General features: G+C 45.0%; 16 protein-coding genes. 9 read left to right on the top strand and 7 right to left on the bottom strand.

What is annotated here, in order from left to right:
- Positions 1-3 precede the first annotated feature (3 nt).
- The 6 genes from rnpA to ruvX are packed head-to-tail and all read left to right on the top strand — an operon-like array spanning position 4 to position 4,793.
- The gene (gene rnpA, locus A3G19_RS03415; protein ID WP_015653013.1) at positions 4-348 is read left to right on the top strand and encodes a ribonuclease P protein component; all 345 of its coding nucleotides are present in this window, start codon (positions 4-6) and stop codon (positions 346-348) included.
- Complete coding sequence (gene yidD, locus A3G19_RS03410; RefSeq protein ID WP_294870558.1) at positions 326-658, top strand: membrane protein insertion efficiency factor YidD; 333 nt, start codon at positions 326-328, stop codon at positions 656-658. Before rnpA ends, yidD begins: the two co-directional genes overlap by 23 nt.
- The gene (gene yidC / locus A3G19_RS03405) at positions 652-2,259 is read left to right on the top strand and encodes a membrane protein insertase YidC (RefSeq protein WP_294870556.1); all 1,608 of its coding nucleotides are present in this window, start codon (positions 652-654) and stop codon (positions 2,257-2,259) included. The genes yidD and yidC overlap by 7 nt, the downstream gene beginning before the upstream one ends.
- Positions 2,246-3,052, top strand: a complete 807-nt coding sequence (locus A3G19_RS03400) for a Jag N-terminal domain-containing protein (RefSeq protein ID WP_294870554.1) — start codon at positions 2,246-2,248, stop codon at positions 3,050-3,052. Before yidC ends, A3G19_RS03400 begins: the two co-directional genes overlap by 14 nt.
- Positions 3,046-4,395: a tRNA uridine-5-carboxymethylaminomethyl(34) synthesis GTPase MnmE gene (gene mnmE / locus A3G19_RS03395; RefSeq protein WP_294870614.1), complete on the top strand. Its 1,350-nt coding sequence runs from the start codon at positions 3,046-3,048 to the stop codon at positions 4,393-4,395. The genes A3G19_RS03400 and mnmE overlap by 7 nt, the downstream gene beginning before the upstream one ends.
- Positions 4,395-4,793, top strand: coding sequence for a Holliday junction resolvase RuvX (ruvX, locus tag A3G19_RS03390; RefSeq protein WP_294870553.1), 399 nt, complete (start codon positions 4,395-4,397; stop codon positions 4,791-4,793). The genes mnmE and ruvX overlap by 1 nt, the downstream gene beginning before the upstream one ends.
- On the opposite strand, the gene A3G19_RS03385 is transcribed toward ruvX, so the two are convergent.
- Positions 4,778-5,413, bottom strand: coding sequence for a hypothetical protein (locus A3G19_RS03385; protein ID WP_294870551.1), 636 nt, complete (start codon positions 5,411-5,413; stop codon positions 4,778-4,780). The genes ruvX and A3G19_RS03385 overlap by 16 nt on opposite strands.
- A gap of 164 nt (positions 5,414-5,577) precedes the next feature.
- Between A3G19_RS03385 and ilvC the strand changes: the two genes are divergently transcribed.
- The 3 genes from ilvC to A3G19_RS03370 all read left to right on the top strand — a co-directional run bounded on the left by ilvC (position 5,578) and on the right by A3G19_RS03370 (position 8,569).
- Positions 5,578-6,600 (top strand): ketol-acid reductoisomerase, encoded by a 1,023-nt coding sequence (ilvC, locus tag A3G19_RS03380; protein ID WP_041192383.1) that lies wholly within the window; start codon positions 5,578-5,580, stop codon positions 6,598-6,600.
- 60 nt (positions 6,601-6,660) lie between these two features.
- Positions 6,661-7,719 (top strand): divergent polysaccharide deacetylase family protein, encoded by a 1,059-nt coding sequence (locus A3G19_RS03375; RefSeq protein WP_294870549.1) that lies wholly within the window; start codon positions 6,661-6,663, stop codon positions 7,717-7,719.
- 73 nt (positions 7,720-7,792) lie between these two features.
- Complete coding sequence (locus A3G19_RS03370; RefSeq protein ID WP_294870547.1) at positions 7,793-8,569, top strand: DNA-processing protein DprA; 777 nt, start codon at positions 7,793-7,795, stop codon at positions 8,567-8,569.
- 7 nt (positions 8,570-8,576) lie between these two features.
- Here the strand turns inward: A3G19_RS03370 and A3G19_RS03365 are convergent, their stop codons facing one another.
- From A3G19_RS03365 to hemW, 6 genes are read right to left on the bottom strand one after another with little or no spacing between them, the layout of a single operon-like run.
- Positions 8,577-8,900, bottom strand: a complete 324-nt coding sequence (locus A3G19_RS03365; RefSeq protein ID WP_294870545.1) for a sulfite:cytochrome C oxidoreductase subunit B — start codon at positions 8,898-8,900, stop codon at positions 8,577-8,579.
- A gap of 9 nt (positions 8,901-8,909) precedes the next feature.
- Positions 8,910-10,136, bottom strand: coding sequence for a molybdopterin-dependent oxidoreductase (locus A3G19_RS03360; protein ID WP_294870543.1), 1,227 nt, complete (start codon positions 10,134-10,136; stop codon positions 8,910-8,912).
- Between the two features lie 51 nt (positions 10,137-10,187).
- Positions 10,188-11,231 carry a tRNA preQ1(34) S-adenosylmethionine ribosyltransferase-isomerase QueA gene (gene queA, locus A3G19_RS03355; protein WP_294870541.1) on the bottom strand — a complete coding sequence of 348 codons (1,044 nt, stop codon included), beginning with the start codon at positions 11,229-11,231 and terminating at the stop codon, positions 10,188-10,190.
- Positions 11,209-11,991 carry a twin-arginine translocase subunit TatC gene (gene tatC / locus A3G19_RS03350; protein WP_015653029.1) on the bottom strand — a complete coding sequence of 261 codons (783 nt, stop codon included), beginning with the start codon at positions 11,989-11,991 and terminating at the stop codon, positions 11,209-11,211. Before tatC ends, queA begins: the two co-directional genes overlap by 23 nt.
- Positions 11,991-12,386 (bottom strand): Sec-independent protein translocase protein TatB, encoded by a 396-nt coding sequence (gene tatB / locus A3G19_RS03345; protein WP_015653030.1) that lies wholly within the window; start codon positions 12,384-12,386, stop codon positions 11,991-11,993. Before tatB ends, tatC begins: the two co-directional genes overlap by 1 nt.
- A gap of 55 nt (positions 12,387-12,441) precedes the next feature.
- Positions 12,442-13,503, bottom strand: a complete 1,062-nt coding sequence (gene hemW, locus A3G19_RS03340; protein WP_015653031.1) for a radical SAM family heme chaperone HemW — start codon at positions 13,501-13,503, stop codon at positions 12,442-12,444.
- Positions 13,504-13,569: the final 66 nt, after the last annotated feature.

Below are 13,569 nucleotides of genomic sequence, written 5' to 3'. Positions count from 1 at the left end.
TCGATGCTAAAGCTCCATAGTGAGTTTCAGCGTGTTTATCAACGCGGGAAAAATGCACACAGCACTTCGATCGCGTTGTTTTATCTCCCGTTAGCGGGAGAAAAAAAAGTTGGATATACGGCCAGTAAAAAAGTTGGAAATGCAGTAGTGAGAAATCGATGTAAAAGACGCTTAAGAGCTCTTTTCGATGAGTTTTCGCCCAATGCACAAGACGGATGGTACGTTTTTGTTGCCAAGAAAGGGTTATTTGACAACTCTTTCGATACAGTGCGACGCGACTGCAAATATGTTTTAAAACGGACGGGTGCCATGGGTGGAGCAGGTGATGATAAGAAGCTTCTTTCTTAAGCTCCTCTGGCTCTATCGGCACTCTTTTTCTTTAGTGACACGCGGCGCATGCCGCCACTATCCTTCTTGCTCCGAATATGCCCTATGGCAGTTTGAGCGTAACACTCTTCCTCATGCATTTTACTCCACGTTTTTACGAATTTTACGGTGCAATCAGCTTTTTTCCGGCGGTATCGATTATCCGATTATCAACAAACCGGTATTAAAACCCTCCGAACTCTCCATAAATACGATAAAATACTGGTTTGTTCCATATCAGCAGAATTATTTTCTGATTAAAAATTTTAAGTTTAAAGGGTCACAGTGCTAGAAAAGTTTACTCCCAATCAGCGACTCATCGTTGCTGTCGCTTTATCTTTTGTCTTTTTTATAGGATATACCACTCTATTTCCTCCTCAAGCACCTAACAGTGAAAGTAACACCACCGAAGTAAGCGCAGCGAAAGAAGTTTCGCTTAAACCAACGGCTACTGCAACTCAAGAGACTAACAGCTCAACGGTTTCAGACATTAAAACGGTAACGACCGATACCTTGACAACCATCACGGCTAAAGAGTTCACGCTCAAAATCGATACTCTCGGACGAGTATCTTCCGTTGTCTTGAGTAATGCAAAACACAACGGTAAAGACGGGAAACTCTCTGAACTGATCGCTAGCAGCGGTGCTAAACCGCTTCAAATTCGTTTTGCCGATGCAGCACTCAATGATGCAGCGGCAAAAACTCCGTATACAACCGATGCTACCAATATCGCCTTGGGTGAAAACGGTAAAACTACACTCGTGCTGAGTCAAAATCTTCCTGAATTGACCGTGACTAAAACATTGACCTTTTACGCAGACGGACACTACGATGCTAAGATTGCTCTCTCCACTGAAAAGCGTTATTCACTTTACTTAGGACAACACCCTGAGATCATTGAACAGATGATGACGGTTGTGGGGGGGATGATTTATTCAGGAGACAACCTAACCACAATTTTTGAAGATGGCGATGTTGAAGGACGTTCACTCTTTAGTGATGTTCACCTTGTTTCGGCATTTGATCAATACTACGCGACAATTTTTTACGGTTTTGATAAAGCAACTCAGGTAACGGTTGAACGTGATATGAACAATAATCCTGTCACGTATTTGGAAGGGACCAATAACTTTACGTTTAACGGATACATCGGGCCAAAAGAGTATAAAACACTTGAATCCATTGATCCGGTTTTGGTTAATGCAATCGAATTTGGATTTTTCACGTTTGTTGCGGCTCCAATTTTTAAAGTATTGATGTGGTTGCACGGTTTGCTCGGCAACTGGGGTTGGGCGATTATCGGCCTTACTGTCCTTATCCGTATTTTCTTGTACCCTTTGACCCACAAAGGGATGGTATCGATGCAAAAGATCAAAGATATCGCTCCACGTATCAAAGAAGTTCAAGAGAAATACAAAGGTGATCCTGCCCGTATGAATGCGGCAGTGATGGAGATGTACAAAAAGCACGGTGCTAATCCACTCGGCGGATGTCTTCCGTTGATTTTGCAAATTCCGGTTTTCTTTGCAATTTACCGCGTATTGCTCAATGCCGTTGAACTCCAAGGAGCTCCATGGATACTATGGGTAACCGACCTGTCACGAATGGATCCGTATTACATCCTCCCTATTCTGATGGGTGCGACGATGTATTATCAACAAAAGATTACTCCGAGCAATTTTACCGATCCGTTGCAGGAAAAAATCTTTAAATTTTTACCGCTTATCTTTATGTTCTTTTTTATCACGTTCCCGGCGGGCCTCGTGTTGTACTGGTTCGTAAACAACCTTTTCTCGATTGCGCAGCAATATTTGGTCAACAAACAATTCGAAGCAGCACGCGCAGTACGTCACGAAGCTCATCTTGCGGAAAAGCATCATGAAAAAGATTGAAGCACCTACACTAGAACAAGCGTATGCTGAAGCGGCCGCTGCATTTGGATGTTCCGTTACCGCACTGCAAGTTGAGATTGTTCAGTTCCCCTCTAGCGGGGTATTGGGCTTTTTTAAAAAATCTGCCATCATTGTTGCCAATCTCCCTTATACCGCTTCCGTGGAAGAAGCAGTAGAAGAAGAAGAGATTTTTGATAGACAAAATGATGAGATCACTCATGAACCTTCATTTACTGAACCCGAAGAACTGGTTTTAGGGGATGAGTTTTACGAGCAAGCGGATGATTTTGAAGAACCCTCAGAGATGGAGGGGGATTATTATGAAATCTCAGCTCAAGAGTGTGCGGATGAAGTCAAAGAGCAGATCAATATCCTTTTTAAAGACATTTGCTTCGACATAAACAATGTAGAAGTGAGTGTGTATGATGAAAATACACTGCTTGTTGAATTTACGGGTGCCGATGCGGCGCTCATGATCGGTAAAGAGGGATATCGTTATAAAGCGCTCTCTTATATGCTTTTTAACTGGATTAATGCAGTGTACGGGATGCAGCTGCGTCTTGAAATCGCCGAGTTTTTGAAAAATCAAGAAGAGTCGATTTCCCGTTATTTGATTAATGTTTGTGAGATCATCGATCAAGAGGGACGTGCTCAAACCAAGGTACTCGATGGAGTATTGGTTCAAATCGCACTCAAACAACTTCGTGATCGTTACCCTGATCGCTATGTCGCGATCCGCTCTACCCGTGATGGTGGTAAATTTATCATCATCAACAGCTACCACGAATATTGATGAACGACACCATAGCCGCTATCGCCACCGCGAACGGTGTCGGATCTATCTCGATTCTCCGCCTCAGCGGAGGTCGCTCTCTTGAGATCGCATTAAAACTTACCCAAAAATCGCAGCTTCAACCCCGCTATGCAACCCTCAGCTCTTTGCATCATAACGACGGGACATTGATTGATGAAGCGATTGTGATTTATTTCCAAGCGCCGCGCAGTTTTACGGGTGAAGAGGTCGTTGAGTTTCAATGTCACGGCGGCTACGTGGTCGCCGAGTCGTTGCTTCGGGCTGTATTATCGGAGGGGGCACGTTTGGCCGAACCCGGTGAGTTCAGCAAACGGGCTTTTTTAAACGGACGTCTTGATCTGACCCAAGCCGAAGCGACCGCAGCACTGATCGAAGCCAAAAGCGATGATGCCGCACGTATTTTAGCCCGTCAGATGAAGGGGGAATTGCGCGGATACATCGAGGGGATTCGTGATTCGCTGCTCGAAATCTTGGCGTACTCCGAAGTGGTGATTGATTATGCCGAAGAGGATTTGCCTCAAGACGTCGTAGAGCAGATCGAAGTGAAGCTGGAGCGTATCAAACATACCCTCTCCCGTACACTCGAATCGAGCCGCAGACGCTCAGGTTTAATGCAGGGATTTCGGGTTGCGATCATCGGTAAGCCCAATGTCGGTAAGAGTTCACTTCTAAACGCATTGCTTGATTACGAGCGTGCCATCGTCAGTGACATTGCAGGGACGACTCGTGACACGATAGAAGAGCAAGTGCGTATCGGTACCCATTTGATCCGTCTGGTCGATACAGCAGGGATACGTAACGCTCACGATGAGATTGAGCGGATTGGGATCGAACGCTCCATCGCAGCGATTGAAAATGCCGATGTTGTCATTACATTATTTGATTCGAGCCGCATGATCGATGACGAAGATCGTGCCATTATCGAGTTAATCGAACGTTACCGCGAAGAGAAACCTTTTATCTGTATCCTGAACAAATCGGATTTACCGGAGAGCTTTGACACAGAGTCAATCGAGAGATACACTCCGATTCGTCTGAGCTGTAAACAGGAGATGCGCAGTCTCATCGATACCCTCAGTTCTTTGATGGATTATGAGAATGACGGTGAGGAGATGATGTTGATTTCCGCCCGTCAGATCAGTGCCACTGAGAATGCCGTTCGCTCTATCGACGACGCGTACGAACCGTTACATGATGGGGAGTTGGAGTTCTTCTCCTTTCATATCAATGCCGCGATCCGCGCAGTCGCCTCCATCAGCCGTCCGTATGAACTCGATGAGATGTTCGACAAAATGTTCGGTCAGTTTTGTCTGGGGAAATGATGGCAGTTTATATCGCAATTGATTTAGGACTAAAGCGGATCGGATTAGCGCTGAGTGCGGCTGCCGGGATCGTGACCCCGCTTCCGGCGATCGAGCGGAAAAACCGTAATCAAGCCGCTAATGACGTTAAAAAAGTGTTGAACGAATACGAGGCGACGACGGTGGTAGTCGGTATTCCGATGGGAAGTACGACAGAGGATGAGATGCGCCGTCGCGTTGCACACTTTATGAATCTCGTCGAATTTGCAGGTGAGATCGCCTACCAAGACGAATCCCACAGCTCCCAAGAAGCCGAAGCGTTGATGAAGGGTGAAATCCGCTACAAGCGTGACGGTCGGATAGATTCGCTCTCGGCGAAGATTATTTTAGAGCGGTATCTCGATCAGCTTAAGAAATAATCTTTGGCTTCTGCTTCATCATCGGTGAGGGTGGCAAAATCCTCATCGTTTTCCAGCTTATCTTTGATGGTCGAGACACAATAATCAAATCCGATTTCTCTCGCATTTTCAATGTTAAATACAAATCCCATTCCGCTGAATTGATACGGCTCTTCTTGTTCGATACAGAGTAAAATCCCTTCACACTTTTCTTCAAATTGTTCGACGATTTCACGGTAAGAGATGTTGAATTCGGTAGCATTCCAACCGATATCTTCGAGTTTTTTATCGGAAAATTCGGCAATTCCATCTCCCGTAGTATCATCGTACAAAGCCCGTTTTTGGTTAAACCCGATAATACTTTGCCATGCACCGGAAGCTTTGATCAGTATTCGATCATCATCTTCGACGATTCGATAATTGTCTCCGAGCATACTTGAGATAGGGCGAGAAAGTGTGGTACTTAGAGGAGAGAGCGGTGGAATTTGTCCCTCGAAAATCGAGATGGTATCATCTGCGAAAGGAGCGTATCGGATTTCACCGCTATAGGTGATCGCAAACGATTTTGCCGAGCTGGCGGCACGCAAAAAATCCTCTTTGGCGACAACTATGATCTCTTTAAAAAGGTTGAATTTTTTCATTAAAATGTCTCTTTTTTTGGGTGAATTGTAGCATGGGATCGTTGCATCATCCTTAGTGAAGTATTTAGCAGAATGATATAAGGGTACGCTAATATATTTTTATGCAAAAGTGGGGTATAATTCGCCAAATTTTAAGCCTATGAGCTTACTCTAAGGATACCTGTATGGCATTGAACGTCTACTACGATAAAGATTGTAATATCGAATTAATCAAAAGCAAAAAAGTGGCAATGATCGGTTTTGGATCACAAGGTCATGCACACGCGGAAAACCTTCGCGACAGCGGTGTCGAAGTTGTTATCGGTCTTCGCAAAGAGGGCGGCTCATGGGCAAAAGCGGAAGCTAAAGGGTTCAAAGTTATGACAGTAGCAGAAGCTTCTGCATACGCTGACGTTGTTATGATCCTTCTTCCGGATGAGAACCAAGCAGAAATCTATAAAAACGAAATCGCTCCAAACCTAAAATCAGGTGCAACTATCGCATTCGGTCACGGTTTCAGCATCCACTACGGACGTATTAAACCAGCCGCTGATATCAATGTAACGATGATCGCGCCTAAAGCACCGGGTCATACCGTGCGTTCTGAGTTTGTTCGCGGCGGCGGGATTCCCGATTTGATCGCAGTAGGACAAAATCCAAGCGGTACAACAAAAGAATTGGCGCTTTCATACGCATCGGCTATCGGTGGCGGACGTACAGCGATCATCGAAACGACGTTCAAAGACGAAACGGAAACAGACCTTTTCGGAGAACAAGCGGTTCTTTGCGGTGGTGCAGTTTCTCTCGTTCAAGCGGGATTTGAAACATTGACAGAAGCGGGTTACGCACCTGAGCTTGCTTACTTCGAGTGTCTTCACGAGCTTAAACTCATCGTTGACTTGATGTTCGAGGGCGGAATCGCTGATATGCGTTATTCGATCTCCAACACAGCGGAATACGGTGACTATGTAAGTGGTAAACGTGTTATCAATGAGCAATCAAAAGCGGCGATGAAAGAGATCCTCAAAGAGATCCAAGACGGACGTTTCGCAAAAGACTTTATCCTTGAAGGTCAAGCGGGTTACCCACGTATGAACGCTGAGCGTACAAACGCAAAAGCATCGTTGATCGAACGTACAGGTGTAAGCCTTCGTGCGATGATGCCGTGGATTTCTAAAAACAAAATCGTTAACCAAAGCACAAACTAATATCCCCTTTCAGAGCATGACGCTCTGAATATACTCCATCATAAGAGGTTTTATCATTTTATGAGCAAACGACCTCGACCTAATCACATTTTTTCATTGCAACGCCTTGGATGGGGAATCGTCGGATTTCTCCTTTTTCTGATTGCACTTCTAATCGGGTATGTAATCGGATTTTCACAAGCAGAAGAAGAGCTTGCCGCCGAACGTGTTCAAACACAGATGCTCGTAAATCAAATCAAAGAAATTGCCGCGATAGATGAGAGTTACATACCTACCCCAAAGCCCAAAGAAAACGGGCAAGATCTTGAAATCCGTCGACTGAAAAAAGAGCTGCAATCTCTTTTAGAGAAAGAATCTCAGCGTTCACCTGCACAAGTGCATAAACCTGAGCCGATTAAGCCTCAGCATGAATATGCCCCTAAAGATAAGCAGGCGTTACCCCCTCCCGCTCCAAAACGTCCGGTAGTTCTTGATTCCAAAGGTGCAAAACTCGTCATTATCATTGATGATGTTTCGTATGCTCATGATGTTAAGGCAATTCAATCGACGGGATTGCCTTTGGTAATGTCGTTTCTTCCCCCAAGTTCCAGGCATCCGGAATCGGCTAAATTAGCACAACAGCAATCTCGTTATATGGTTCATTTGCCGATGGAAGCGATGGATTTTAACGATGAAGAGGCAGTCACTCTCCATATCACCGATTCTGAAGATCAGATGGCTAAACGCATTTCGACACTCAAGCAGCTTTATCCTGCGGTTCGCTATATGAATAACCATACAGGCTCCAAGTTTACCGCAGATGCGGAAGCAATGGAAAAGCTGATCCGCGTTTTGAAACGGGAAGGGATTGTTTTTGTCGATAGCCGAACAACCGGAAAAACGAAGGTTCCAGAGATATCGAGAAAATTAGGTACCCGTTATATCGGACGCGATGTATTTTTGGATCATCAAGACGGTGTAGCCAATGTTAAAAAGCAGATTAAAGAGGCGGTAGAGAAAGCTAGACGCCATGGAACTGCTATCGCCATCGGTCATCCAAGAGCGGATACGATTCAAGCGCTCAAAGAGTCCAAAGAACTATTACGCGGCATTCAGATAGTCGGGATAGAAAATATTTGACACAGTGACAAAAAATCGCTCGTTTTAACCTTTATTCGCTATTGTTACTCATCTAAAATAGTAATGAGTCAGCATGAGCAATACGATCCATTTTGATATTCCTGAACTCTTCTCGATGAAACGTTATCCCGAGAAACTCTCTTATCGAGGTTCTTTGGATCTTCTTCACCGTCCTAAAATCTCTATTGTCGGGACACGTCGGCCCAATCCTTATACGCGCTCTATTACACTGGAACTTTCCAAAAAACTCTCTTTGTCGGGTATGGTTATTGTCAGCGGCGCGGCACTCGGAGTTGACGCAATAGCCCATCAGGGAGCGGGTGCAGAAAATACGATAGCGGTTCTCCCCAGCGGTATTGATGTGCATTATCCTGCGGCAAACGCTGAATTGATTGAAGCGATTGAAAAACGAGGGCTTACGATCAGCCCGTTTGAGAGAGGCTTTGATGCTCGCGAGTGGAGTTTTGTCGTCCGTAATGAGATAGTGGTTGCATTGGGGGATGTTTTGATTGTCACTGAGGCAGATATCGACAGCGGAAGTATGCGCAGTGTAGAATATGCGCTTGCGATGAAAAAACCGATCTATGTTCTTCCCCATCGACTCCGTGAGAGCGCGGCTACGCGTCAACTTTTACGTGATGGGAAGGCTGAAGCGATTGATGATATCGATATCTTTGTTGCCCTGGTCAGTCAAAAAGGGCGAAATGCCATGGACGATAGCCCATTTTTTGCATTTTGCCGAAATGCACCGACCTATGAAGAGGTTTTGGCAAAATTTCCCAAAGATATTTTTGAAGCAGAGTTAAACGGAATTGTGGAAGTGCGTAACGGGAGGGTCTATCTAGAGTAAGCAGGACTTAATGTCCTGATTGCCCTGATTTCACTTCATACCCATAGTGTTTTACAAGGTAGTTGATAATCGTTTGTTGATCCTCTTTACCGATAGGAGCTTTGAACTCATTGACCATTTTTTGGACGGTTCCTGTCCAATACGGACGGCTTTTTTCCCCTTGATTGAGGATATATCCCCATGAGTGGCAGATAAGGCAGTATTGTTGCGCTACTTCATCGTGATCCCCTTTTACCATCGGATAATCGACGTAAGGCATTTCAATCGGTTTATCAACCTGAGCAAATACGGTAGCGGCTAAAAATACGCTGAGTAGTAGTAATTTTGTCATTTTTGAACCTTATACAATTTTCACATTAACGCTGTCAACAGCGTTGTATTGGTATCCGCCGGCATTCCAGCCAATCTCATCGGCTAGGGGCTGAATATTGCCGATACGGTTGATAGCGCGTGCCATAATGGTGAAATTACCTTTGGCTTTTGTATCCCATTCAAAACTCCATGGTCTAAAGGCAAATTTGCCGTAGTCTTGACCCAGTTTTGCCGCACTCCAGCTTTTGCCTCCATCGAGAGAAATCATCACCTCTTTGATCCCTTTGCCCTGATCGAAAGCAACGCCTGAAATTTTGACTTTGGAGCCTTTTTTGATCACGGTGTCAGAGGATGGGTACCCGATAACGGATTTGACTTTCATGCTCGCGATCGGTTTGCGTTTGTACTCGAAGTCACTGCCTGAGACAACACATTCACAATCATTATCAGGGACAGTGTAGGCTACATCCATAAAGAAACTTTTTCGGTAGGTATCCATAACCATGATCTCACTGAGCATTTTAACCCAGCTATCTGAGAAGTGTCCCGGAATGACGAGACGGATCGGAAAACCGTTGAGATAAGGGAGGTCTTCACCGTTCATTGCGTAGGCAACAATGATTTGATCCTCAAGCGCTTCATGAATCTCCATTTCACGGAAGAAATCAGGTGTTTCGTCCATTGCCGGTTTTTCTAAACCGTTAAGGCCAACCCATGTAGCGCTCTCTTTCACACCGGCACGATTGAGGATATCTTTGAGACGGACCCCTTTCCATACAGCACAGCCCATCGCACCGTGATCCCATTGGACGCCATGCGTTGCCTGTCCGGTAACCGCGTAATATTTACGGCTGTTACCGCCGCATTGCAGGACAGCGGTAATCTCTGCGGGCTCGAATTTTGATTTTAAATCATCGACACTCAAGGAGAGAGGGGTATTGACGGAACCTTTGATTTCCAGACGAAATTCATTCAAATCGATATGAGTCGGGATATCCGGAAGATGCCAACGGACGAAAAATTCATCATTCGGGGTGATTGCTTGGGTGAAAATTTCACGCCCTTTTGCAGATTTGAGCAAAGGGGGGCGATCGGAGATGGTCACCATCGGCTTTTTTTCAGGAAATGCAATAACAGGTGGAGTGTATGTTTGCGGGATAGCGATTGGCTTGGCAGGTGTCTCTTTACCTAGCAGGGTTGAAGCCCCCAGAAGTAAGCCGGCACCTAAAAAATGTCTGCGGTTAAGATGTCTCATGCGCTGTACCTTAGATTATAATATCACTATTTTATCATAATCTGGAATAATTTAAAGAATAAGCATCGCATCGCCGTACGAGAAAAAGCGGTATTTTTGATCAATTGCTTCGTTATAAATGCGATGGGTCTCTTCCAGCCCGACAAATGAGGCGACGAGCATAAGCAACGTTGATTGGGGAAGATGAAAATTGGTAAGGAGATGGTTAATCCGTTTTGGGGGATTGTGGGGGTGTAGAAAGAGATTGGCTTCTCCATGATGCTCCGCAGTACGGGCATGATACTCAACCGTACGGGTAGAGGTAGTTCCGATGCTGAGGAGGGGGATGTTGCTGTGGATAAGCTCTAGTGCAGAGGCACTGATATCAAAATACTCCGAATGCATCGGATGATCGGTAATCACTTCGGCTTCGACCGGTTTAAACGTCCCCGAGCCTACATGGAGCGTGACAAAAGCGTGAGGGTGGTGTGAGCATACGGCTTCAAAAAGCTCATCAGTAAAATGAAGCGACGCAGTCGGAGCGGCAACTGCCCCCTCGTAGTGGGCGAAAACGCTTTGGTATTCGCGTTCATCTTCGGAGTTGTCCTCACGTCCCAGATACGGGGGGAGGGGGATGTGACCTACTTGCTCCAAAATAGGGAGAAGTTCTTCAAATCGGATAAGAGTTTTACGGAGATAAAAATTGACATCACGTGAGCCGTCTTCGTACAATTTTATAACACGAGCACTCAAATCACCGTCAAAAATTAAACGGGTATCACTTCTCACCCGTCCTTTGATATAGACGTTAATAGCGTAGGCATCGTGAGGACGGTTGATGAGCAGCTCAATCGCTCCTCCGCTCTCTTTGTGACCGTACAATCGTGCTTTGATAACTTTGGTGTCATTAAAGATAATACCGCATTCACGAGGGAGAAAATTGTCCAGTGCATCAAAGCGAGCGTGGGTAATCGATTGATCGGCTCGGTTGTAGACAAGGAGTCGGGCATGATCTCTGGGGTGTATCGGATGGGTCGCTATCAGCTCTTCGGGGAGCTCATAGTGATAACTTGACGTAAGAAGAGGATCGAGGTTAGTCAATCGTCTCTTCTTCATCTTCGGCGATATATGGCTCTTCTTTCGGTGCCGGATTGACAGCACGGACTATCAGAATAGAGATCCCGTAAAGGAGAATCAACGGCATTGCCATCAATATCTGGGTAATAACGTCCGGCGGTGTTAAAACAGCGGCAATAATAAAGATTAAAACAATGGCGTAGCGGAAAAACCCGATCATTGCTTTGTCATCAATAAGCCCCAATAGAGCTAAAAAATAACAGATAACCGGAAGCTCAAACGAGAGGCCGAATCCAAACATGATTTTCGTAAAAAATTCGACATAGTCTTCGATGTTAATCATCGGAACAAAAGAGGCACTTCCGAATGCAATAAGATAACTAAATCCAAACGGGGTGACGACATAATAAGCGAATGAAGCACCCATCGCGAACATAACCGTTCCACCGACGACAAACGGGATCAGCATTTTTTTCTCATTGGCATAAAGCCCCGGAGCGATAAAAAGCCAAAATTGAGTCAGAATGACGGGGAGTGCGGCGAGTAAGCCTGCGAAAAAAGAGACTTTCATCGCAACGAAAAAGGTCCCTCCCAGTTGAGTGGTAGTGATCATCCCCTCAGCTGCTTTTGTAGAGACTTTGGCCACAGCAGCGATTGCTTCGGCTAAAGGCGCGGTTACCCAGGCTAAAAGAGCTTCATGAAAGTTGAACATCACAAAAAACATAATAATGACTGTGGCGACACTGATACCGAGACGTTTTCGTAATTCGGCTAAATGGGGTTTTAAATCTTCAAACATCAGGCGTTCTCTTCTGCGGGTTTAGTTTCTTTTGGTTTAGGTGTGAAGGTGATTACTTCAGGTTCTTTGGGTGCGGATGGAGCGGGAGGGGGAATATCAAGATTGATCTCATTTGTGATACTGCTCAGTTCGCTTCCGATTTCAGTGACATTGGTAAGACGTTCCAGTTCTGCACTTGCATCGGTTAGCTCTTTCTTATAATTAAGGGCACTCTCTTTCATCTCTGAGAACTTCATCTCTTCTTCCAGCGTAGCTTTGGCACTGCTGACGGTCCCTTTTACTTGTCGAAAAAATTTGGCAATATCCACCATTGTTGAGGGGAGTTTGTCCGGCCCTAAAAATAAAATAGCGATAATAATGATGAGCAATATTTCGCCGATACCCATTCCAAACATAATAACTGCCTAATGTGTGTATTTTGTATAATCTGGGATTTTACCCAAAGAAAGTTTAAAACCCTTCTACCCTCAATGCAATTTCATCAGCAAGTAAAAAATCACCGTTAAAATAGCGACCATGACGGTGAAAGAGCATCCCTTCTTCGACGAGGATATCCGCTTGAACTTTTTGTTTGTCGTTGAGAATGGCAGCATCTACTCCGACACAACTGCGAAAACCTAAAAACAGTTTTTCGCTGATCAGTGCTTCTTTGGTAATCTCTTCGGTGGTATGCTCACAAGGGTTTTGAATATAGTGCTCGACATTGGTGCCGGGATAATAGCGTCGATGGTCTAAAAATCCGACGGCCCCGGAGCCTAGACCGATATAAGGTTTGTGCTCCCAATATCCGATATTATGATGTGAGCGGTATTTCCCAAAATTCGAGATTTCGTATTGTTCAAACCCTTTTGCGGTGATTTCACGAAAGAGCCATTGGGTAAGCTCCAACTCTTCTTGAGCAATTTCCGGTGTTTTTTCAAACGCGGTCTCCTCTTCGATTGTTAGGGCATAGAGGCTGATATGATCGATGGGGAGAACAAATGCTTGGGAAATATCGGATTTCAAAAGCTCTTTGGTATCGCCTCGAACACCATAGATCAGATCGATACTGAGATGTTTAAATCCGATGGCGGAGGCGGTACGGATTGCTTGCAGGGCATGGAGAGTGTTATGCGCACGTCCGAGTATTTTGAGTTTTTCATTATTAAAACTCTGTACACCGAAGCTAATGCGGTTGACTCCCAGCTCAAACATCCCCTCTAGCCATGTTCGAGTCGCGCTGTTTGGGTTGGCTTCGGAGGTGATTTCGCAATTTTTTACCAAATAAGGATCAATCATTTCGAATAAAGGATGATAAAGTGAGGGCTCTACCGTAGAGGGAGTTCCTCCGCCGATAAATACACTTTCGATAGGGTTTGAAGCACTGACGTTAAAACGGTGTAGCTCAGTTTTGAGCTGGTGGAGAAGGGAATTCATGTACGCTTCACGCAATGAAAATTTATCGACATAAGAGTTAAACGCACAGTAAGAACATTTGCTATCGCAAAAAGGGATATGAATATATAAAAGCATACGCGGATTATAGTATTTTTAATGGCGAATAGTTTACAATACCCCTCCAAAATAAAGAATTCTTTC

Origin of the sequence: Sulfuricurvum sp. RIFCSPLOWO2_12_FULL_43_24 (assembly GCF_001829605.1) — a bacterium.
Taxonomy (GTDB): Bacteria; Campylobacterota; Campylobacteria; order Campylobacterales; family Sulfurimonadaceae; genus Sulfuricurvum.
This window is presented reverse-complemented; position numbering and strand designations above follow the sequence as displayed.